General features: G+C 59.3%; 21 protein-coding genes and 1 riboswitch. Of the genes, 8 read left to right on the plus strand and 13 right to left on the minus strand.

Features of this window, described 5'->3' with window-relative positions; translation table 11 throughout:
- The first annotated feature begins 49 nt into the window (after positions 1 to 49).
- Both ACVWXD_RS19935 and ACVWXD_RS19940 read left to right on the plus strand, forming a co-directional pair.
- Positions 50 to 643: a phosphoheptose isomerase gene (locus tag ACVWXD_RS19935; RefSeq protein WP_457371270.1), complete on the plus strand. Its 594-nt coding sequence runs from the start codon at positions 50 to 52 to the stop codon at positions 641 to 643.
- Positions 640 to 1221 (plus strand): BON domain-containing protein, encoded by a 582-nt coding sequence (locus tag ACVWXD_RS19940; RefSeq protein ID WP_032886311.1) that lies wholly within the window; start codon positions 640 to 642, stop codon positions 1219 to 1221. The genes ACVWXD_RS19935 and ACVWXD_RS19940 overlap by 4 nt, the downstream gene beginning before the upstream one ends.
- Before the next feature lie 68 nt (positions 1222 to 1289).
- Here the strand turns inward: ACVWXD_RS19940 and ACVWXD_RS19945 are convergent, their stop codons facing one another.
- The 7 genes from ACVWXD_RS19945 to ACVWXD_RS19975 all read right to left on the minus strand — a co-directional run bounded on the left by ACVWXD_RS19945 (position 1290) and on the right by ACVWXD_RS19975 (position 12254).
- Entirely contained in the window at positions 1290 to 2063 is a 774-nt protein-coding gene (locus ACVWXD_RS19945; RefSeq protein WP_457371271.1) for an OmpA family protein, read from the minus strand.
- A 235-nt stretch (positions 2064 to 2298) separates the two neighbouring features.
- On the minus strand, positions 2299 to 2943 hold the full coding sequence (locus tag ACVWXD_RS19950) for an MBL fold metallo-hydrolase (RefSeq protein WP_122752422.1): 645 nt from the start codon (positions 2941 to 2943) through the stop codon (positions 2299 to 2301).
- Positions 2944 to 3104: 161 nt separating this feature from the next.
- Positions 3105 to 5834, minus strand: a complete 2730-nt coding sequence (locus ACVWXD_RS19955) for a LuxR C-terminal-related transcriptional regulator (protein ID WP_457371272.1) — start codon at positions 5832 to 5834, stop codon at positions 3105 to 3107.
- A gap of 242 nt (positions 5835 to 6076) precedes the next feature.
- Positions 6077 to 7441 carry a DUF1329 domain-containing protein gene (locus tag ACVWXD_RS19960; protein WP_032886307.1) on the minus strand — a complete coding sequence of 455 codons (1365 nt, stop codon included), beginning with the start codon at positions 7439 to 7441 and terminating at the stop codon, positions 6077 to 6079.
- A gap of 30 nt (positions 7442 to 7471) precedes the next feature.
- Positions 7472 to 9346: a DUF1302 domain-containing protein gene (locus tag ACVWXD_RS19965; protein ID WP_181642830.1), complete on the minus strand. Its 1875-nt coding sequence runs from the start codon at positions 9344 to 9346 to the stop codon at positions 7472 to 7474.
- A 330-nt stretch (positions 9347 to 9676) separates the two neighbouring features.
- Positions 9677 to 11359, minus strand: a complete 1683-nt coding sequence (locus ACVWXD_RS19970) for a fatty acid--CoA ligase (protein WP_260367765.1) — start codon at positions 11357 to 11359, stop codon at positions 9677 to 9679.
- A 262-nt stretch (positions 11360 to 11621) separates the two neighbouring features.
- Entirely contained in the window at positions 11622 to 12254 is a 633-nt protein-coding gene (locus tag ACVWXD_RS19975) for a LysE family translocator (protein ID WP_016978297.1), read from the minus strand.
- Positions 12255 to 12338: 84 nt separating this feature from the next.
- Here ACVWXD_RS19975 and ACVWXD_RS19980 point away from each other — a divergent pair, with 84 nt between their 5' ends.
- The 3 genes from ACVWXD_RS19980 to ACVWXD_RS19990 all read left to right on the plus strand — a co-directional run bounded on the left by ACVWXD_RS19980 (position 12339) and on the right by ACVWXD_RS19990 (position 15178).
- Positions 12339 to 13304, plus strand: coding sequence for a 2-hydroxyacid dehydrogenase (locus ACVWXD_RS19980; protein ID WP_032886304.1), 966 nt, complete (start codon positions 12339 to 12341; stop codon positions 13302 to 13304).
- Between the two features lie 30 nt (positions 13305 to 13334).
- Positions 13335 to 14333, plus strand: coding sequence for a class I SAM-dependent methyltransferase (locus ACVWXD_RS19985; protein WP_032886303.1), 999 nt, complete (start codon positions 13335 to 13337; stop codon positions 14331 to 14333).
- A gap of 50 nt (positions 14334 to 14383) precedes the next feature.
- A riboswitch (yybP-ykoY riboswitch) is annotated at positions 14384 to 14505 on the plus strand.
- Positions 14506 to 14593: 88 nt separating this feature from the next.
- Complete coding sequence (locus tag ACVWXD_RS19990; RefSeq protein WP_005784895.1) at positions 14594 to 15178, plus strand: TMEM165/GDT1 family protein; 585 nt, start codon at positions 14594 to 14596, stop codon at positions 15176 to 15178.
- 136 nt (positions 15179 to 15314) lie between these two features.
- On the opposite strand, the gene ACVWXD_RS19995 is transcribed toward ACVWXD_RS19990, so the two are convergent.
- From ACVWXD_RS19995 to ACVWXD_RS20010, 4 genes are all read right to left on the minus strand, one after another.
- Positions 15315 to 16133 carry a M48 family metallopeptidase gene (locus tag ACVWXD_RS19995; protein ID WP_032886302.1) on the minus strand — a complete coding sequence of 273 codons (819 nt, stop codon included), beginning with the start codon at positions 16131 to 16133 and terminating at the stop codon, positions 15315 to 15317.
- A gap of 141 nt (positions 16134 to 16274) precedes the next feature.
- Positions 16275 to 16895 carry an SOS response-associated peptidase gene (locus tag ACVWXD_RS20000; protein ID WP_457371273.1) on the minus strand — a complete coding sequence of 207 codons (621 nt, stop codon included), beginning with the start codon at positions 16893 to 16895 and terminating at the stop codon, positions 16275 to 16277.
- 36 nt (positions 16896 to 16931) lie between these two features.
- The gene (locus ACVWXD_RS20005; RefSeq protein ID WP_095183856.1) at positions 16932 to 17192 is read right to left on the minus strand and encodes a putative signal transducing protein; all 261 of its coding nucleotides are present in this window, start codon (positions 17190 to 17192) and stop codon (positions 16932 to 16934) included.
- A gap of 11 nt (positions 17193 to 17203) precedes the next feature.
- Positions 17204 to 17386: a CPXCG motif-containing cysteine-rich protein gene (locus tag ACVWXD_RS20010; protein WP_081797681.1), complete on the minus strand. Its 183-nt coding sequence runs from the start codon at positions 17384 to 17386 to the stop codon at positions 17204 to 17206.
- 132 nt (positions 17387 to 17518) lie between these two features.
- Here ACVWXD_RS20010 and ACVWXD_RS20015 point away from each other — a divergent pair, with 132 nt between their 5' ends.
- Positions 17519 to 18682, plus strand: coding sequence for a 1-acyl-sn-glycerol-3-phosphate acyltransferase (locus tag ACVWXD_RS20015; RefSeq protein ID WP_177326426.1), 1164 nt, complete (start codon positions 17519 to 17521; stop codon positions 18680 to 18682).
- Between the two features lie 120 nt (positions 18683 to 18802).
- Here ACVWXD_RS20015 and ACVWXD_RS20020 read toward each other — a convergent pair whose 3' ends face one another.
- Positions 18803 to 19060: a hypothetical protein gene (locus ACVWXD_RS20020; protein ID WP_095184310.1), complete on the minus strand. Its 258-nt coding sequence runs from the start codon at positions 19058 to 19060 to the stop codon at positions 18803 to 18805.
- 183 nt (positions 19061 to 19243) lie between these two features.
- Here ACVWXD_RS20020 and ACVWXD_RS20025 point away from each other — a divergent pair, with 183 nt between their 5' ends.
- Positions 19244 to 19453 carry a hypothetical protein gene (locus ACVWXD_RS20025; protein WP_122680353.1) on the plus strand — a complete coding sequence of 70 codons (210 nt, stop codon included), beginning with the start codon at positions 19244 to 19246 and terminating at the stop codon, positions 19451 to 19453.
- 56 nt (positions 19454 to 19509) lie between these two features.
- On the opposite strand, the gene ACVWXD_RS20030 is transcribed toward ACVWXD_RS20025, so the two are convergent.
- Positions 19510 to 20097 carry a YajG family lipoprotein gene (locus ACVWXD_RS20030; RefSeq protein ID WP_032886297.1) on the minus strand — a complete coding sequence of 196 codons (588 nt, stop codon included), beginning with the start codon at positions 20095 to 20097 and terminating at the stop codon, positions 19510 to 19512.
- Positions 20098 to 20291: 194 nt separating this feature from the next.
- Here ACVWXD_RS20030 and ACVWXD_RS20035 point away from each other — a divergent pair, with 194 nt between their 5' ends.
- Positions 20292 to 20525 (plus strand): hypothetical protein, encoded by a 234-nt coding sequence (locus tag ACVWXD_RS20035; protein WP_032886296.1) that lies wholly within the window; start codon positions 20292 to 20294, stop codon positions 20523 to 20525.
- The last annotated feature ends 436 nt before the right edge of the window (positions 20526 to 20961 follow it).

Consider the following 20961-nt stretch of genomic DNA (forward strand, 5'->3'; position numbering starts at 1 on the left):
GGGCTGCACATTCCTGTGCCAAATAGCCGCGCTAATTAAGGTCACACAGATGGACATGCAATCCCGAATTCGCCAGCTTTTCCAGGCCAGCATCGACACCAAGCAAAAGGCGATGGACGTACTTGCACCGCACATCGAGCAAGCCAGTCAGGTCATGGTTAATGCCTTGCTCACCGAACGCAAAATGCTTTCGTGCGGCAACGGCGGTTCGGCCGGCGATGCCCAGCATTTCTCGTCCGAATTGCTCAACCGCTTCGAGCGGGAGCGTCCGAGCCTGCCGGCTATCGCCTTGACCACCGATTCGTCGACGATCACCTCGATAGCCAATGACTACAGCTACAACGAAATCTTCTCCAAGCAGATCCGCGCCTTGGGCCAACCAGGCGATGTACTGCTGGCGATTTCCACCAGCGGCAACTCGGCGAATATTATTCAAGCGATCCAGGCCGCACATGATCGCGAAATGATTGTCGTAGCATTGACCGGACGCGATGGCGGCGGCATGGCCTCGCTGTTGCTGCCCGAAGATGTTGAAATTCGCGTCCCGGCCAACGTCACCGCACGTATTCAGGAAGTCCACCTGCTGGCGATCCACTGCCTGTGCGATCTGATCGACAGCCAACTGTTTGGGAGTGAAGAATGACCGTTAACCGCCTCGGCCTCTTGGCCATTACGCTGTGCCTCGGCATCAGCGGCTGCAGCACGGCGATCACTGCGACACGTGACACCCCTATTCAGGATGACAAGGGCACCCGCACCTTCGGCAGCAAGATTGACGACTCGTTGATCGAAACAAAGGTCGAAGTAAACGTCGCCAAAGCCGCAACGGACTTGGGCAACGGTGCGTCGCGTATCGTCGTAACCAGCTTCAACGGCGTGGTGCTGCTCGCAGGCCAAACGCCGCGCGCCGACCTCAAGGCCCAGGCCGAACAGGCCGCTGCGTCGGTTCAGCGGGTCAAGAAGGTCCACAACGAATTGCAGGTCATGGATCCGATCACCCTGCTTGCCATCAGTAATGACGCGCTGCTGACCACCAAGATCAAAGCGCAGATGCTCACCGACAATGCGATCCCCGGCTCGCGTATCAAGGTCGTGACGGACAACGGCATCGTTTACCTGATGGGCCTGCTGACCCAGGCAGAAGCCACCCGTGCGTCCAACCTGGTACAGGGCGTATCCGGCGTGCAGAAAATCGTGAAGGTGTTCGAATACATCGACTGATGTAATCGACAGCCACAAAAAAGGGCGCCGTGCATTGACTGCACGGCGCCCTTTTTATTAGCCGTTGTTTACTGGTACTGCGAGTACGGGTTGCCTTGGAACTGGTTGTTCTGTTGTGGCGCCTGTTGCTGGGTGCCCGGCTGGCCGTACTGCTGGCCAGGGATTGGGCCCAGGTTAACTTCCACGCGACGGTTCTGAGCGCGACCGTTGACGTCGGCGTTGCTGGCAATCGGGTTATCCGGACCGGCACCACGGGCACTCAGGTTTGCACCGTTGACGCCTTGGGAGGTCAAGTAGTTGGCCACGCTCTGCGCACGACGCTGGGACAGGTCCATGTTCAGTTGGCGGCTACCGGTACTGTCGGTGTAGCCAACAATCTGGATGGTGTTTTGGTTGAACTGTTTGAGGGAGTTGGCCAGGTTGTTCAGCGGCTGATAGAAGCTGCTGGAGATCGCATCCGAGTTGGTCGCGAAGGTGATGTTGCCCGGCATGATCAGCTTGATCTGATCACCCTGGCGCTGAACTTCAACTCCAGTGTTGGCCATGCTCTCGCGCAGTTTCTTTTCCTGTTGGTCGGCGTAGTAGCCATAACCCGCGGCACCAGCACCCGCCACCACCGCACCGATCAGCGCACCCTTGCCACGGTTGTTATGGTCAATGGCAGCACCGGCCAACGCACCGGCAAGAGCACCGAGACCACCGTACTTGGCGGTTTTGCTCATACCGCTGGATTCATTACTCGCCTGTCCCTGGCTGCTGCCGTCATAAGGATTAGGTGAAGCGCAGCCGGACAAAAGGGCTACGGCGGTGGCGACTACAAGCAGACGACGCGGAGTGAACATGAAGAGAGCTCCTACTTTTTGCATTCTGTGGTGCAGAGGACATTGGCAATGGACCTTTGCCGAGTTTGGAACACGACAAATGGCAAAAATTCCGTGAACACTCGCGCAGCTGTAACGAAACGTTAGCCCGCATTACCGCTGTAGAAAACGTAGCAGACCCAGCCTGAACGCGACCTGCGTTTTTACTACAACAGATTACCCCTCATGAAACATGCATCAGCCCGCTTTCACCTCCTCAAGCCCGCACAAATGGATTCTCGCGCATCTCATCGCCCAGTCGCGTGTCCGGTCCGTGGCCGGTGACCACCGTGGCACTCTCGTCCAGCGTATAAAGCCGCTGCTTGATCGAGCGCACAATCGTGGCCTGGTCCCCACCCCACAAATCTGTACGCCCCACGCCACGACGGAAAAGCGTATCGCCGGCGATCAGCAGCTTGGCGTCGGCAAACCAGAAACTCATCGAGCCCGGCGTGTGACCCGGAGTATGCAAGGCAACGCCACAGCCGCAGGCTAACTCTTCATCATCTTCCAGCCAACGGTCTGGCGACGGCACGGGGGTATAAGGCACGCGAAACATCTGGCACTGCATTTCCAGGTTGTCCCACAGAAACTGGTCTTCCTTATGCAGGTGCAAGGTGGCGCCAGTTTTCTCTTTCAACTGACCCGATGCCAGGAAGTGATCGAGGTGGGCGTGGGTATGGATGATGGTCACCACCTTGAGGCCCAGCGCGTCCAGGCGGGCCAGGATCAATTCATGGTTGCCGCCCGGGTCGACCACAATGGCTTTTTTAGTAATGGGATCGCCGATGATGGTGCAGTTGCACTGCAGGGGCCCGACAGGGAAGGTTTCGCGTATGAGGGAAGGCTGTGCGGTTTCCATGAACGGGCCTCTGGTGCAAATTAACTGGGGGGTTGGGCAGTATCGCCACGATAATTGCACTATTAAAACAGACTGGGACCGCTTCGCGGCCCAACGCAAGCAAGCTCGCTCGCCACAAGAAGCTTACTCACACAAAAACTCTCACCGCAAATGGTCAAGCGCTAACCAATCAACCTCAACTCCTGCGCCCTCGCCACCGCCTGGGTGCGTCGCTCCACGCCGAGCTTGCTGTTGATATGGCTGGCGTGAGTCTTGACAGTGTGCAGGGAGATAAACAGTCGGTTGCTGATCTCCTGGTTGGAGCAACCTTGGGCGATGAGTTGCAGCACTGCCAGTTCCCGGGCGCTCAGACTTTCATGACTAGGTGACGCGTGCACTTCAGCAACGGTAGGCAGAAGTGCCAGAAGGCTCTGATTCAGCAAGCCATGGGGATCCTTGCCGAGTTGCTCGCGCATCCAGTCCGGGTGGTTTTCCAGCAGCCTCTGGAAAGGTTGCAACGCCCCTCCGGCGCCAGCCTCAAGCGCTCGGGACAGTACCGGCCGCGCCTTGGCTTCCTGACCGCATTCCAGCAGCAACTGCGCCTGCTGGGCGAATGCCATCAGTGCAATCATCTGCCGCCCACAGCTATTAGCGTGTTGTGCCAGTTCGCCGAGCCGTTGCAAAGCAGCGTCGGGTTGATGACGAATGGCATCAAGGGCGGCTTGTTGCAGCCCGATATGTTGCGGCAAATGCGGGTGGAATTCCGGCGCAGCGGCAGCATGCTCGCCGTTGTAAGTCTGCCCCAGCCGCGTCAACCAGGCATCGGCCAGGTCGGTGCGGCCTTGGGCCAGCCACAGCTCGCATTTGATCAGGGTGATCATCGCCAGATAGTAGATCGGCGGCACGTCCCAGATATGCATCAAGCGTTCGGCTTCGGCGAGTTCGGCGAAGGCTTTGGAAAAGTCATTGCGCCGCCCTTCGAAGCTGGCGATCACGCAATGGCCGATCAGTACGCTGATGTCGCGACAGGCGCGCGCCTCGGCCAGACCCGCCCGCAGGTGAGCGATACCGGCGTCAGGCTGATTACGCATTAACAGCAAATAGCCTTCGTACAACGACAGTCGCGCACGTACCGCATACAGCCTCTGCGGCGCCAGACCGTGCAAACGTTGCAGGCCCTGACGCACTTCATCAAGGGCACGCAGGATTTCACCGCGGGCCTGCAATACCCGCGCGCGGTCGTAATGGGCCAGGGCTTCGAACAAAGGGTTGCCGACGCGCTGCGCCAGTTCCAGGGATTCACGGTTCAGGCCACGGGCGCGCCACAAATCGCCATCGGCGATGGCCAAGTTGGACAGCGTCGACAGGCACACCAGGCGCTGGCCGTAACGCCGTTGCGGCAGGCTTTCCAACGCCTCACTGCAATAGCGCTGAGTCAATTCACGATCACCCCGGCCCCGAGCGATAATCCCGCTCAGCGCCAGCCATTGGGCCAGCATTGAGCGCTGTGCAGTGGCCGAGGGCGCCGGCAGGAAGCGACTGAGGTACGCGGACAATTCCTCCGCCGCATCCAACTGGCAGGCCAGCCCCAATGCCCAGCTGTACAACACGATCAAGCGCGGTGTGCTGATCAGCAGGCTGTCGGGCAAGTCCATTTTCCAGCGCAGCAACATGCCGACATTCTGCTCGGCCAGCAGTTGCTCTTCGGACAGGTTCTGCACCAGGTTGGCCGCTACGTCGAGGTGCCCGGCGCGTAAAGCCTGCTCCACCGCCTCATCGATCAAACCCTGGGCGTTGAACCAACGACACGCGCGCAGGTGCAGGCTGGCGGCTGGCAATACATTGCTGCTCGCACGGCGGGTGCGCAGCAGGTCGGAGAATAAATGATGATAGCGGTACCAGTGGCCCTGCTCGTCCAAGGGCACCAGGAACACTTGGTGCGCTTGCAGATAACGCAGGATTTCGGCGCTGTCATGAGCTTCGCGCACGGCGTCACACAGTTCGCTGCAGAAACGGTCCTGGGGCGCAGTATCGAACAGGAACGCCTGCACTTCGGGTGGCAAGCAATCGATCACCTCCTCCAGCAGGTAGTCGCGGATCAACCCTTCTCCACCGTGCAGGCTTTGCGGCAATGCGTCTTCGTTGCCGGCTTCGGAAGCCGCCAGCAGCCAGAAACGCAAACCGGCTACCCAGCCTTCGCTGCGGCGGATCAGGTTGTCGAGGGCCTCTCCACTCAGGGAACTGCTGTGGCGATCCAATAGCGCCTGGGATTCGGCATGGGTCAGGCGCAGGTCTTGCTCGTGCAACTCCAGCAAGTGCCGTGACAAGCGCAAGCGTGCCAGATGCCAGTCAGGGCGCTGGCGACTGGTGACCAATACCAGCAGGCCATCCGGCAAATGGTTGAGGAAAAACTGAAGACAACGGTCCAGCACCGGACCCTGGGCCAGATGATAGTCATCCAGCACCAGTAACAATGGCGCGCGCGTGGACAGGTGAACCGCGAGCTCATCAAGCAGGCCATCGAGCCATTCTTCAAAGGCAAAGGGCTGGTGACGCTGACGCATTTTCAGCAAGCCCAGGGATTGAGCGCCGAGTGCGGGGAAATAGTGTTGCAACCCCTCGAGCAGACGCTCAAGGAAGCGCCCCGGGTCGTTGTCCCGAGGGCTCAGCCCAAGCCACAGACTTTGCCAGTGGGCCGGCAGGCTCTGGCAGAACTCCACCGCCAACGAACTCTTACCGAACCCCGCCGGGGCGCTGACCAGCAGCAACCGTCCTTCGAGGCCAGCGCTCAGCCGTTCACACAGGCGGGGGCGCAGCACATAGCCGTCAGGCAGCGGAGGCCTGTAGAAGCGACCTTCCAGAGTCGGGATTACCGCACTGGCAGGCCCTTGGATTCGGGACAGATCAGTCATCGCCGGGCTCTTGTAGAAGGCTGTTGTCGGCATTGCAGATGTCCGCAGACTAGCGGTAAAAGCAGCAGCTTTGTAGATCTTTGCAACATTTGCCTGAAAAAGAACTGAGACAAAAAATATCGCCACAAACAAAAAGTGGGAGGGGGCTTGCTCCCGATAGTGGCGGATCAGTCAATACACGTGCTGACTGTCACACCGCTATCGGGGGCAGGCCCCCTCCCACATTGAGTTACTCGTGCCGCTTAGCGAACACCGTCCTGGCGCAGGGCCGCTGGGGTGAAGTCGCTGGTCGTGGCGGTGAAGCCGAAATCATAGGCCTGCTTCTCTTCGTTCTTCATGCCCAAAGCCAGGTAGCGGCCGGACTGCAGGTCGTAGAGGGTTTCCAGGGCATACCACGGCACCTGTTTGTCGTAGTAGTTCTCGGCATGGGCCTCGGCGACGCGCCACAGTTGGCCGCGACCGTCGTAGTGATCGATCACTGCCGCTTGCCAGGTGTCTTCGTCGATGAAGAAGTCACGCTTGGCATAGATGTGGCGCTGGCCTTCTTTCAAAGTGGCGACCACATGCCAGACACGGCGCAGCTCGTAGCGCGTCAGGTCCTGGTTGATGTGGCCGGCCTTGATGATATCGGCGTACTTGAGTTTCGGATCGTCGATCTTGTAGCTGTTGGAGGCGATGTAGATTTCCTTCTTGCCTTCCAGTTTCCAGTCGTAGCGATCCGGCGCACCGTTGTACATGTCGAGGTTATCGGAGGTACGCAGGCCGTCGGCGGCGGTACCCGGCCCGTCATAGGACACTTGCGGCGCCCGGCGCACACGGCGCTGGCCTGCGTTGTAGACCCACGCCGAACGCGGCTCCTTCACTTGGTCCAGGGTTTCGTGCACCAGCAGCACACCACCGGCCAGACGTGCCGGCGCGGTCACTTGCTGCTTGAAGTAGAACAGCACGTTGCCCGGGTTTTTCGGATCGAAGTCCTTCATCTTGTCGCGGAACACGAACTGGTCGCGGAAGTACACAAGGCTGTAGGAACCGTTGGTTTGCGGCGTGGCCTGGGTCACCAGGCGGGTCACGCTGCCACCGCGATAACGGGTGATGTGGTTCCAGATAACTTCCACGCCGCTTTTCGGGATCGGGAACGGTACGGCGGTTTCAAAGTTTTCCAGGCCGTTGCCGCCCGACACCAGGTTGGTGGTGGTGGCGTTCTTCTTGATGGCGGCGAACACATCCGCCGGCACGGTAGCGCCGCGATGGGTCGGGTAGACCGGCATCTTGAAGGTTTCCGGGTAACGCTTGAACATCGCGTACTGCCCCGGCGCAAGCTTGTCTTTGTACTGCTCGACGTTCTGCGCGGTGATGGTGAATTGCGGTTGTTCACTGGCGTATGGGTTGGCCAGGAAGCCTTTGGCATCCACAGCACCCGCGTTGGTAGGCAGTGGCGACCACTTAGGGATAGTGCCCGCCGCGTTACCGGCCATTTCAGCGCCCATCGGGGTCAGGCTCGTACCCAGCTTGGCGGCTTCATCCGCCGACACTGCCGCCATGACGTTGCTCGCCAGGATCGACAGTCCAAGCACACCGACGTGCAACAGACTTTTGGTTATTTTCATGTTCTGGTTCTTCCTGAAAATACAGTGTGCTTAGAAGTTCGCGCCGAAGCTGAGGGCGACGAAGTCGCGGTCACTTGAGGTGTTGAAGTCGCCACCAAAGAAGTTGGTGTAGGCAAGGCTCGCGGTATAGGTGTTCTGATACTCAGCATCCAACCCCAGGCTCACTGCTTTGCGACCCTCTTCAAAGTTGCCACCAGGACCTGGCGAATAACCACTCACGTCATGGGACCACGCCACGTTGGGTTTGAGGTTCACACCTGCAAAGACATCCGGGTATTCCCAGATTGCGCGGCCACGGTAGCCCCAGGACGTTGAGGTAGTGAAGCCATCATTATTGCAATTGGTAGTACGGTTGCTGGCATCAGCACCAGGACCCGCACCGGTGATCGTGCCGGAGTTAAGCGTTGTACAGAGAGCACCTTGTCCAGGGCCATACACAGGGTCACGTCCGTAACGCGCTTTGTCGCGGCTTTCCAAGCCACCCACATGCGTCACACCCACTTCGCCGACCAGCGTAAGGCGGCTGGCCCCCATGACCTGATCGAAAAAGTGCGTGAAGGTTGTCTGGAACTGAGTGATTTCTTTACGACGATAGCCGTTCAGGTCGGTGTCGGCAGCGCCCTTGAGCGGAGAAGCAGCGCCCAGGCCAATCAACGGCGTGACGCCCGCGTAGAGAATGTCCGTGGTGTTGAGTTGCACAGGTGCGTTTGGTCGGTAGCTGAGTTCTCCGCTCCAGGCGGTGCCGGTAGGTAACGTCGTGGAGAAGCTCAAACCATAAAGGCGAATATCCTCTGGGTACTCGACGAAGTAGCTGGAGTTGCCTGCAACGATAAGGGGACGCAGGCCAACCGCCGGGGTAGGCGTCAGGGCATTGGCTGCCGCGTAAGTACCGGCCGACGCGCCACGCGCACTGAAAATCGGTGCCCGGCTGTGATAGTTCATGAAATAGGCGCCGAACTCGGTGTCCAGCGGTTCGTAGTTATAGTGAAACGCCACACCGAACTGACCACTGTCGCGCGCATCACGATCAGGCCCACGCTTGACCAACACGCCCTCTTCGTTGACGTTGACCCCAAAGTTGTTCAGCAGCGGCAACGCGCCGGGCTGAGTAGCGAGGAACGAACGCTTGCTGAGCAGACGGAGGTTGTCGGTACAGCCATCGGAAATAACATCAGGCTGAGAGAAGAACGTCCCGCAGTTATCCGTAACAGTCTGGTCCCATTCCAACTGGTAAAAAGCTTCTGCCGACAAGTTATCCGTCAGGGTTTGCGACACATAGAACATATTGACCGGAATCAAGCCTTCCTTGATCTCGGCCCCTGGACGACGGAATGCGGACACGTCGATCGGGTTCACGGAGTTGATGCCGCCGCCGATGAAGGTGCTTTCACCCCAGCTCACTACCTGCTTACCAAACCGCACGTTGCCGGGCTGATCGGCAATGGAATAGTTATGGTAGATAAACGCATCAAGAATCTGACCACCAGAAGACTTGGCGCCCTCTTTGCGATTGTTATCGCTGATGTCCTTGAACTCACGGCTTTCATCCTTGAGTTCAAAGTCGTACCAGTACTTGCCACGCACAAACACACCGGTATCGCCGTACTTCAGTTCAAGGTCGTGAATACCCTTGAAAATTTTCGAGAAGGTCTCACCGCGCTTGAAGTTCAAGTGACCGTCATCGGAGGTCTGGGACAACCCCTTGCCGCCGTTGTTAACGCCGATGAGGTCTCGATCAGGCTTAGCTGTCGACCAACTCGCCCCCACCGAAAGCGACGAGTCAAAACTCCCTTCGATTTCACCGATATTGAAACTGACGCCGAATGCGGGCCCGGCGAGCGTAGAGGCGAGACTGACGGCCAGGGGCAGTCTTGCCCGGCGCCAGAACTGGTTTACTGAGGTCATCGACGCTACTCCATGTGCATTATTGTTATGGCAGTGAGTTCTTTCTGTGATGCTTGTAACGGCCGGAATACAACGATTCCAATGCCGCCTGGCAACTGAACCTCCATGGCCCGAAGCGACGCATCCTTGAAAAACTCTGGGTGGGACTATAGCCAGCAGGGGGTACCGCTTGATCCCTCTAAAGTGTGATTTGCATCACCAACCCGTCTGCCACAGCCCTTTCGCCATGTCGGCGAAGGCCGACGCGGCAAGGATGGCTGAAAATTGGCAAATCACAAGTGAGGGCGCGAGATAGAGCATCGCCGTGCCACGAGGGCACGGCAAATCAGCTCAGAGGGTGGACAGGAAGGTACTGTTGTTGGCCTGCCACTCGATGATGTCAATACGGATACGTTTTTTGTCGAGCTTGCCGACACTGGTCTTGGGAATTTCGGTAACAACGGCGATCTGGCTCGGAATCGCCCACTTGCTCAAATGGCCCAGTTCGACAAAAGGCTTGAGGTGCTCCTTGAGCTCGCGGGCCCCTATCACATGGCCATCATGCACCACCAGCAGCGCAAACGGACGCTCGCCCCACTGCGGATCGGCGATGCCCACCACCGCTACTTCGCGTACCGCCGGGTGACGGCTGACCAGGTCTTCAAGGGCCAGGGAGGAGATCCACTCGCCGCCGGTCTTGATCACATCCTTGATGCGGTCGCGGATATCGATCACGCCAAATGCATCCAGCGTGGCCACATCGCCGGTGTGCATCCAGCCGCCGGCCCATAGCTCCGCGCCCTTCTGCGGCTCGTTGAAATAGCCCTCGCTGAGCCACGGCGCACGCAGCACCAGCTCGCCCTGGGACTCGCCGTCGGCGGGCAGGAAGTTGCCCTCGCTGTCGATGATTGCCGCGTCGACCAACGGCCCTGGCACGCCGGCCTTGATGCGGTAGGTGATGCGCTCGTCTTCGCTGCCGGCCAGTAGTTCTTCGTTGAGGTGGGCGCAGGACACCAGCGGCCCTGTCTCGGACATGCCGTACGCAGCGGTCAGCTGAATCCCACGAGCCTTCGCCGCCTCATACAACGTGCGATTGAGGGCGCTGCCACCGATGACGATTTTCCAACCGCCAAAATCGACGCCTTGGGCGGCCTTGGCGTTGAGCACCATTTGCAGGATGGTCGGCACGCAGTGGGAGAAAGTGACCTTCTCCTTGCGCCACAGCTCCACCAGGTATTCGGGGTCGTAGCGGCCGGGGTAGACCTGTTTCAGGCCGAGCATGGTCGCCACATACGGCAGGCCCCAGGCGTGAACGTGAAACATCGGCGTGATCGGCATGTACACGTCGTTGGTGCCTAGCAGGCGCACGCTGTCGATGCTGCCCATGATGGTCGACACCCCGATGGTGTGCAGTACCAATTGGCGGTGGGTGAAGTACACGCCTTTGGGGTTACCGGTGGTGCCGGTGGTGTAGAACGTGGTCGCGACGGAATGCTCGTCGAAATCCTGAAAGTCGTACTTGGTGCTGGCGGCAGCCAACAGGGTTTCGTACTCGCCTACCAGGTTAGGCAGCTCGGCCGTTTTTGATTCACCGTCAGTGAGCAGCAGCGTCTTGTCGACGGTGGTAAGTTGCCCGGCGATGGCTTGGTACAATCCCACGAACTCACTGTTGACCAGCACAAAGCGGTCTTCGGCGTGGTTCATGGTGTAGAGAATCTGTTCCGGCGACAGGCGCACGTTGATGGTGTGGATCACCGCGCCGATCATCGGGATCGCAAACATGCATTCCAGGTAACGATGGCTGTCCCAGTCCATCACTGCCACGGTATCACCGGCCTTTACCCCGGCTTCGGTCAGCACGTTGGCCAAGCGCGCGACCCGCTCGATCAGGGTCGGGTAGGTGTAACGCAGCTTGTCGCGGTAGACGATTTCCCGGGTCTTTTCGTAACGGGCGCCGGACATCAACAGGCGCTTGATCAACAGCGGATATTGGTACGCACCTTCGGCGGGGGGAATAACACGGGTCTGCAACATACGAATCCCTTTTATGACTGCACGGTCTTGGCTGAACGATCTGCACTGTAGAGCGCTTATGTTTCAGCTAAATCAGCCAAAGGAATGATTTGCAGCCCCCAGTGAATGCTAGCTTTGCGCCATTATCCAGGGACACTAGAGGTCAAATGTGGGAGGGGGCTTGCTCCCGATAGCGGTGTTTCAGTCGACACACGTATTGACTGATCCACCGCCATCGGGAGCAAGCCCCCCACATTCGATTGTCTTCACTTGAGACCCGCGTTTACTTCATGCTCGTGAACGCCAGTTTCACGCCGATTGCAATCAACACCGCCCCCATGGTCCGATCAAACCAGTGCCCCATCCGCGCAAAGCCTGCGCGCACGCGCTGCTGGCTGAACAACATCGCCACCAGGCAAAACCACAGCGCCGTCGCCACCGCCAGATACACACCGTAACCGGCCTGGATCGCCAGCGGCGTGTGAGGGTTGATCACTACGGTGAACAGCGAAAGGAAGAACAGCGTGGCCTTGGGATTCAAGCCATTGGTCACGAAACCGGCGGTAAACGCGCCGCGCGGGGTGCGCTCGCCCGCTTCACGGTGCAACTCGCCCTCGGCGACAGGCTTGGCCGGTTGCGCGCGCAGGGCCTTGAAGCCGATGTACAGCAGGTAGGCCGCCGCCGCCCATTTCAGGGCGTTGAACAACACGATGGACTGGGAAACGATCAGGCCGATACCGAGCAACGAATAGCCCACGTGCAGAAAAATCGCCGAGCCCACTCCCAGCGCGGTCCAGGTCCCGGCGCGACGGCCGTGGGTAACACTTTCGCGAACCACCACCGCGAAATCCGGGCCGGGGCTGGCCACCGCCAACAGGTGAATCAGGGCTACGGTCAAAAACTCGGCGGCGTACATATTCACTCCATTAAGTAACGGATTATTTCATCTGATAGGCTCGGCAGATTACGCCTTCGAACCCTGTCGCAAAAGGTACAGTTGATGACGAACAATCGCCGCGCCGTCTTCCTTGATCACCCGTCCCTGGACCTTGGGGACCTCGACCTCAGCGGTCTGAGAGACTGCTTCAGCGACCTGCAGCTGTACTCTGATACCACGCCGCTGAATGTGATTGCGCGCCTGCAAGGCGTCCAAGTAGTTATCAGCAACAAGATTGCCCTGAACACCGAAACCCTGGCGGCCTGCCCGGACCTCAAGCTGATCCTGGTATCGGCCACCGGCACCAACAACGTTGACCTCGACGCCGCCCGCGCTCACGGCATCACGGTGAGCAATTGCCAAGGCTACGGCACGCCTTCAGTGGCGCAGCATACGATCATGCTGCTGCTCAACCTGGTGACGCGCGTAAAGGACTATCAGCGCGATGTGAGCGCAGGCAAATGGCAAGAAGCCAAGCAGTTCTGCCTGCTGGACTACCCCATCGTCGAGCTTGAAGGCAAAACCCTCGGTTTGCTCGGCCATGGTGAATTGGGCAGCGCCGTGGCACGGCTGGCCGAGGCTTTTGGCATGCGCGTAATTCTTGGGGCCATTCCCGGGCGCCCTGCACGTGCCGACCGCGTGCCCCTGGATGAACTGCTGGCCCAAGTGGACGCACTCACCCTCCACTGCCCACTCAACGAGCACACTCGCGACTTTATCGGCGCCCGCGAACTCGCACTGCTCAAGCCAGGCGCGTTTGTGGTCAACACCGCGCGCGGTGGCTTGATCAACGAACAGGCCCTGGCGGATGCCTTGCGCAGCGGTCACTTGGGCGGCGCGGCCACCGATGTGCTGAGCGTGGAGCCACCAGTCAACGGCAACCCGTTGCTGGCCGATGACATTCCCCGGCTGATCGTCACACCACACAACGCCTGGGGCAGTCGCGAAGCGCGGCAGCGCATCGTCGGCCAACTGACGGAAAACGCCCTGGGCTTTTTCAGCGGCGCCCCGCTGCGCGTCGTCAGTTGATAAACTGCGCCCCTTTTCAAGGAGCAGACCATGGATCCGCGCAGTGAAGTACTGCTTCGTCAGGCCGAACTTTTTCAAGGCAACCTGCTGTTGGTGGGCTTGCCCGCCGACGACCTGCTGGGTCGCCTGCCCAACGCCCATGGGTGGTGCTGGCATGCCGGTGACCAGGCGGCGCTCGACGCACGCTTCCCGGACCGCAGCCAATTTGGCGTGAATGTGCCAGAGCGTGAGTTCGACGCAGCGGTGATTTTCCTGCCCAAGTCCAAGGACCTCACTGACTACCTGCTCAACGCCGTGGCCGCACGCCTGCCCGGCGCCGAGCTGTTTTTGGTCGGCGAGAAAAAAAGCGGTATCGAAAGTGCCGCCAAGCAGATGATCCCCTTCGGCAAGCCGCGCAAGCTCGACAACGCCCGGCATTGCCAGCTGTGGCAAATCACCGTTGCCAACGCGCCGCAAGCAGTGGAACTGGAGAGCCTGGCGCAAGTCTTCGAAGTGCCACTGGCCGAAGGTCCGCTCAAAGTAGTGAGCCTGCCGGGCGTGTTCAGCCATGGCCGCCTGGATCGTGGCACCGAGTTGTTGCTGGCGCATTTGGACAAATTGCCGAGTGGCCATCTGTTGGACTTTGGTTGCGGCGCCGGCGTGCTGGGGGCTGCGGTGAAACGTCGCTACCCGCACAACAGCGTGACGATGCTGGACGTGGACGCCTTCGCCGCTGCCAGCAGCCGCTTGACCCTCGCTGCCAATGGGCTGGAAGCCGAGGTGCTCACCGGTGATGGCATCGATGCTGCACCGATGGGTCTGAATGCGATCTTGAGCAACCCGCCGTTCCATGTCGGTGTACACACCGATTATTTCGCCACCGAGAACCTGCTGCGAAAAGCAGCGAAACACTTGGCAAAAGGCGGCGAACTTCGCCTGGTAGCTAACAGTTTCCTGAAATACCAACCGCTGATTGAAGAGCATTTGGGCGTGTGTGCGATCAAGGCCGAGGGCAATGGTTTTCGCATCTACCGTGCCAAACGCGGCTGATGGCTATTTGAAAAAGAAGGCTTGCCGAATGGATTTTGCCTAGGCAGAATCCGCTCCGTCCTAGGGGAGTAGTCTCCCACGAGCGCCACGCTCGTCCGGCATACGTCAACATACTTGGTCAACAGACCATGGCGTATGCGACCCAGGAGTCCGCACAGACGGACCGGGGTTTGACAAGACCTATGACACGCACACCTTACCCGGGGCGGGAAGGCTGTACGTGTCATAGCCGTGTCGACCCGCCCCTGGAAACTTACCTGATGCTGGATTCATTACTCGTTCCTACCGCAATCGTTGCCTTGGCCGAAATCGGCGACAAGACGCAACTGCTCGCGCTCATTCTCGCTGCTCGCTTCCGCAAGCCTTGGCCAATCATCGCCGGCATCGTCGCCGCGACCCTGGCCAACCATGCGGCTGCCGGCGCAGTGGGGGCCTGGTTTGGCAGTTTTTTCTCGGATGCGGTGTTGCACTGGATCCTCGCAGCCAGCTTCTGCGCCACCGCGCTGTGGACCCTGGTGCCAGACAAACTCGACGATGACGAAGCCAGTACCACGCGCAAGTTCGGGCCGTTCCTGACCACGCTGATTGCATTCTTCCTGGCGGAAATCGGTGACAAGACTCAGATCGCCACGGTGATGCTGGCCGCGCAATATCCGGAGCTGTGGCTGGTGATTATCGGCACCACTCTGGGCATGTTGATTGCCAACGTACCGGTGGTTCTGGCGGGGAATTTCGCGGCGGAGAAACTGCCGCTGACGTTGATTCGTCGACTGGCGGCTACGGCGTTTTTTGTCCTGGCGATCGTGGCGGTGTACAAGGCCATGCAGAGCAGCGGGTGGATCTAAGGATCTAAGCCTGCAAACCCAATCCAATGTGGGAGGGGGCTTGCCCCCGATAGCAGTAGATCAGTCAATGCATCTGCTAACTGACCCAACACCATCGGGGGCAAGCCCCCTCCCACATTTGGATCTTCATCAAGCCTTAGGACTTCTTGGCCTGTTGATACAACGGCATCACCTTAGGAATCGCCGCCTGCAAGGACGCGATTCGGCTGTCCGACGCCGGGTGAGTACTCATGAACTCCGGTGGCGAGCCTTCCGACGCCTTGGCCATCTTGTTCCACAGCGTGATGGCCGCGTTCGGGTTGTAGCCGGCGCGAGCCGACAGTTCCAGGCCGATCAGGTCCGCTTCGTTTTCATTGCTCCGGCTGTTGGGCAAGGTCATGCCGTAGTTGGCGACCGTGTCCGCCAATGCCAGGCTATCTTGACCCAAACCGAACAACGCACCAGCACCCTGCTTGGCGATCTCGATACCGTACGCCTTGGACATTGCCTCACGACCGTGCTCGCGCAAGGCGTGGGCGATTTCATGGCCCATCACTGCTGCCAACTCGTCATCGGTAAGCTTGAGATTGTCGATCAGTGCGCTGTACACAAAGATCTTGCCGCCAGGCCCACAGTTGGCGTTCATCTCATCGCTTTTGATCAAATTCACTTCCCACTTCCACTGCGCTGCATCAGGACGGAAGGTGGGCGCCTGGGCGATCAAACGCTTGGCAATTGCCTGCACGCGCTTGGCGTTGGCGCTGGTCTTGTCCAACTGGCCTTTGGTACTGGCCTCACCCAGCGTCTGCTGGTAGGACTGGGCATACATCTGGTCGACTTCCTGACTCGACAGCATGCTGAACATGTATTGCTTGCGCTCAACCCCAACGGCGCCGCCGCTGGTGGTATTGACCGACTGACACCCAGCCAGCAGCATCGCCGCAGCCAATACACTTACCGCCAATGTTCTTTTCATCAACACTCTCTCCCTGAAAAAGACGCCCTGAAAAACGCCCTCAAAACATGGCGCGTATCGTAGGCGCTCATTTGTATCAGCGCCAGATACAACAGACGCGTAACCGCGGATTTTCGGATACATCCCACGGCGCCTTCAGGTTTAGGCCGGAGTCAGGCACTCCGGCCCATTGAGCTTGGGATCGTTGACCATATTAGCCAGGACCCGCTCGCGCAGTGGGACGGGCTCACTGGCCAATAGACCTTGCAGCACATGCAACGGCGTCTCGGGATCGAGCCAGGCGGCCTGCCCTGCGGCATCAAGAATCAGCGGCCGGCGCTGGCTCTGGGCCGCCTGGGTCACCACCGCCGTGCTCAACCACACTTGTTCCTGCACCGGGTAGGCCTCCCAGATCGCCGCAAAAAACAACGTGGAGCCTTCCCCCGGCGTCAGCCAGTACGGGCGTTTGCGCTGGGTGCCGCGCCACTCATAAAAACCATTGGCGGGCAGCAGGCAGCGGCGCTGGCGAAAGGCCTCGCGGAACATCGGCTGCTCGGCGAGGGTTTCGGCGCGAGCATGGGCCGGGGTGCGGGAAAGGTCGGTCAGCCAGGGCGGCGTCAGGCCCCAACGGGCGCGGGCCAGGGTGTGATGGCCGTCGTTCAGGCGCTGGATCAGCACCGAATCATTCGGGGAGATGTTCCACTGGGCCTGCTGGTCAGCCGGAAAGCCTGGCAAGGCAGCAAAGGAGGGATTCCAGCGAAACAGGGCATAACGTCCACACATGGGGCAACACGACTCTTGGGTAAACCGGCCGACAGCCTAACAGACCAGCACGTCGGGGAAGCTGTCGGGTTCATCACCCGGCAGCGGTTGCGCCCCGATATAGGCAGTAATCAGCTCCCGGGCATCAGCCGCCCGGTCATTGTCTACTTCCAAACCCAGAAGACCGAAGATCGGTAGCTCGCCGGTGCCGCCGAGCAAATGGCGCCCCACCAAATGTGCTTCGATGCCTTCGCTGGCGAGCATCTGTTGCAGCAGCTCGCCTTCCATCAGGTTTTCCGGTTCGTAGATTCGCTGCATGAGCTTGCCTGTTATTCGTTTTCACTGCGGGTTTCAAGCATCCACTCTTCACCATGGACCTGCAGGTCGAAAATAATCGGTCGGCAACACACCTGACAATCTTCTATGTAGGTCTGATCACCGCCGGATAAATCCACCGCTGTCTCTACCGTTTCACCACAATAAGGACAATCGTACGTCGTAGTTTCCAGCATCGCAGCCTCCAAGGTGACTTGTGCGTATAATCGCCGGTCTATTTACAGGGCTATTTCCGGCCGAGCCCATTACTCGGGCCGCACCCTGATATTTCCTCTACTTACCCTAGCCGTTTCTAACAAGAGAGCATGATGGGCGAATTCGATACCATCCGACCTTACAACGACAGCGAAGTCCCGGCAGTGCTGGACCGACTGTTCAGTGACAAGGCCTTTCTGGACATCCTGACCCACTTCCGCTTCCCGCGCTTTGCCGGCGCCCTGGGCTGGCTGCTCAAGCCGATGATTGCCCGCAAGCTGCGCCGTGAATTTGCCGGCGTCACCACCGTGGCTACGCTGCAGGACAAAGTCGAGTACTACGTCGACCATACCATTGACCGGGCGACCGATGGCGTTACCTACACAGGCGTCGAACAGCTCAAATCCGGTACCGCTTACCTGTTTCTGGCCAACCACCGCGACATCGTGATGGACCCGGCCTTCGTCAACTATGCCGTGTACCACGCCGGCCTGCCGACGCCACGCATCGCCATCGGCGACAACTTGCTGCAAAAGCCGTTTGTCAGCGACCTGATGCGCCTGAACAAGAGCTTTATCGTGCACCGCTCAATCACCGGGCGAAAGGAGAAGATGGCGGCGTTCAACCTGCTATCGGCCTACATCAATCATTCGATACGCAACGACTGCCAGTCGATCTGGATCGCCCAGGCCGAAGGCCGCGCCAAGGATGGGGATGACCGCACCGAGTCAGCCATCCTCAAGATGTTCCATGTCAGCCGCAAGGACGAGCCGTTTGCCGAGGTGATCCAGTCACTGAACCTGACGCCGGTATCCATCAGCTACGAGTACGACCCGTGCGATGCAGCCAAGGCCCGCGAGTTGTATATCCGCGCCACCACCGGGACCTACGTCAAGGCGCAGGGTGAAGATGACGTGAGCATTGCCCTGGGCATCACCGGCTACAAAGGCCGCGTGCACATCAACTTCGCGCCGCCCATTAGCGAGCGCTTCGAAGACACCAAAGTGCTGGCCGTGGAAATGGATCGGCAAATTCTCGGCGGTTATCGGCTATTCCCGGTGCACTACCTGGCGTACGCCCAGTGGGCCGACGCCGACCCGCAATTGCAGGTGCCAAAGGCGGCCGAAGTGTTCCCGGCCGATGAGCTGGCGAAAGCGAAAGCTGAGTGGGAGCGGCGCTTGAACGAATGCCCGGCGGAACACCGACCATTTCTGGTGGTGCAATATGCGACGCCGGTGCGTAATCAATATCGGGTCAAGGCCGGAATCCCGCTGTAAACACCGATCAGAAAATGTGGAAGGGGGCTTGCTCCCGATAGCGGTGAGTCAGCTAATGAATACTTGGCTGACACACCGCTATCGGGGGCAAGCCCCCTCTTACATTGGTTCTGCCGTGTTTTAGATTCGGGTGCTGAGCCAGGAAATAGCCAGCGCCAGCACCAGGCAGGCGAACCCGATGCGGTAAGCCACACGATTTGCCCGCTCGGTACGCGCGTCCAGGAACAGCATGGGCTGATCAATCGCGCGCGCTTCACTTTGCGCAGCCAGGTCAGCCATGGCGCGCTGCTCGCGCAGGCGGGTGATGGAGAGCAGCGCTGCACCGGAGCAGGCCACCAATAAAGCCACAACATTGATCAACAGTGCGGGCAGCGCCATCGCAAACCTCGGGTGAAACGGTGTCTGGGTATCGGTTCCGATATCAACCTGAACGGTAGTGGCGGCCAGCGCCAAACCGCTCCATCTTCCATGGACGGCTAATGTATCCAGTAATTTACGGCGTCACCTGAACGTCACCTTAACAAGCCACTCTGTTGCCCTTCGAACACTCAGGAGCTTGTCATGCTGCACGCGCACAACCAGGATCGGCTGTATCTAATTGCTCAAAGCGATGAGCAGGAGGCGCTGGTCGGCAGCCTGGCGTTCAACGTGCAGGACCGCCATTGGCTGGTCTATTGCGCCCTTGGCGGGCACCAGCATGCAAACTCGCCAGAGGCCGACCTGTTGACAGGTGTGAGCCTGCTGGACTTCTGTATCGACACCGCCGCGTGAAACTGCAGACGAAAAAAAACCGGGCTCATGACTGAGCCCGGTCTTTATTTGGACGGTTACTGCGAGCTGAGCAATGAACCGATGCTTGGATCCTTGAACAGGCGAGTCAAGGCGTCGCTCAGGACGTCGCTGACCAGCTTGGTATTGGTTTCCTGGTTCGGCGACATACCGAAACGCTGGTTCAACGATGCGCCGTAACGACCGCTATAGCGACGGGTGCCCGCGGTGACATCGGACTTGAAGGTTGCGCCGATGGCGGCTTCTGTCACATAGAGACCTTCTTTAGGCGACTGATACTTCAGCTCAGCCAAGGTGATGGTCAACTGAGGAGCGCCCGGCGCGTTGGCGCTCGGGGTAAAGCCCAGCAGGCGCACGGCGGCTTCGGCCTGAGCTTGCAACTTGGGCAGCACGTCCTGACCAGTCACAGAGATAAGCGCGGTCTCCGGGTACAAGCCCCCGCGAGAGCCCAACGTTGGCGAAGGACGACCATCCACAACACGCACCGACACCGGCTGACCATGACCCACTGGCGCCAACTGCGTGGTGAGCTTCGGTTGCGGGCTCAGTTGTTGCGGGCTGTTGGCGCAGCCAACCAAGGTCAAACTGGTCACAGTGATCAAACCGAACAACAGGCGTTGCAACATGCGCTTCTCTCCAGAAATCAGGTACCGACAGGCCGGCAGTATAACGGGGCGCCCCCGCAGGGAACTAGCGTCAGTTACAACCTATGACTCGTCGGCTCGACAGCGGTTCGCTGTCACCGATATGTAATAGCCGTTACATGGGCTCGTCATCCTCGCAAGGCATGCTTGGCCTCAATCTCAGGAGGTCTATCGCCATGCATTTTCTCTGGACGCTGTTTACGCGCAAACCTGCCCTTCGCCAGTTCGCCCGGCTTGATGCGCAAGGCCGCTGCCAGGCCTTTAAAGAGTGCAGCCAGCCGCCTTTGGGCGACGGCTGGGTAGAAATTGATGAAATCCGCCTGAGCTGGATGCACCACCCGCTGCCCGCCGGCGCCCGTGTCAGCCCACGCCCGGCGCGGTCGCCGCGGCACCAGCCGTTGGCCGCCTGACCGAAGACCTAATAAAAGTCATAAAACACGCCCATTTCCCTGACGTTCTTCGCTACAATCTCCCCCCGATTATAAGGACGTCTCCTGATCGGGCCTCGCAGCATCGTTAATGCCTCGGTATTAACTCCAAGAATCGCCCACAGAGAGCCGCCCACACAGATCGAGTGAAGCTGGCGCGCTTGCTGTTTCCTTTGCAAACCACCCGCCTTTACCGAATCTGCCAGAGCTGCCATTGCGCTCGGCCACTTGAGTTGTTTGCCCGTATTGCCGCGTGTCGGCAGATGTCTTGCGGGCCAAGTGCCAGGCTGAGGCAGCCCTTTTTTGAGGTTCACGTCTTCAAAAGAGCGTGAAAAAACGGGTTTTCACAACTTCACAAGAGTGTGGCGAGCAAATGAATAGTTTGGCGTTTGTAAAAGCACCATCAGCGTCTGGAACA

Source organism: Pseudomonas sp. TE3911 (assembly GCF_054062775.1).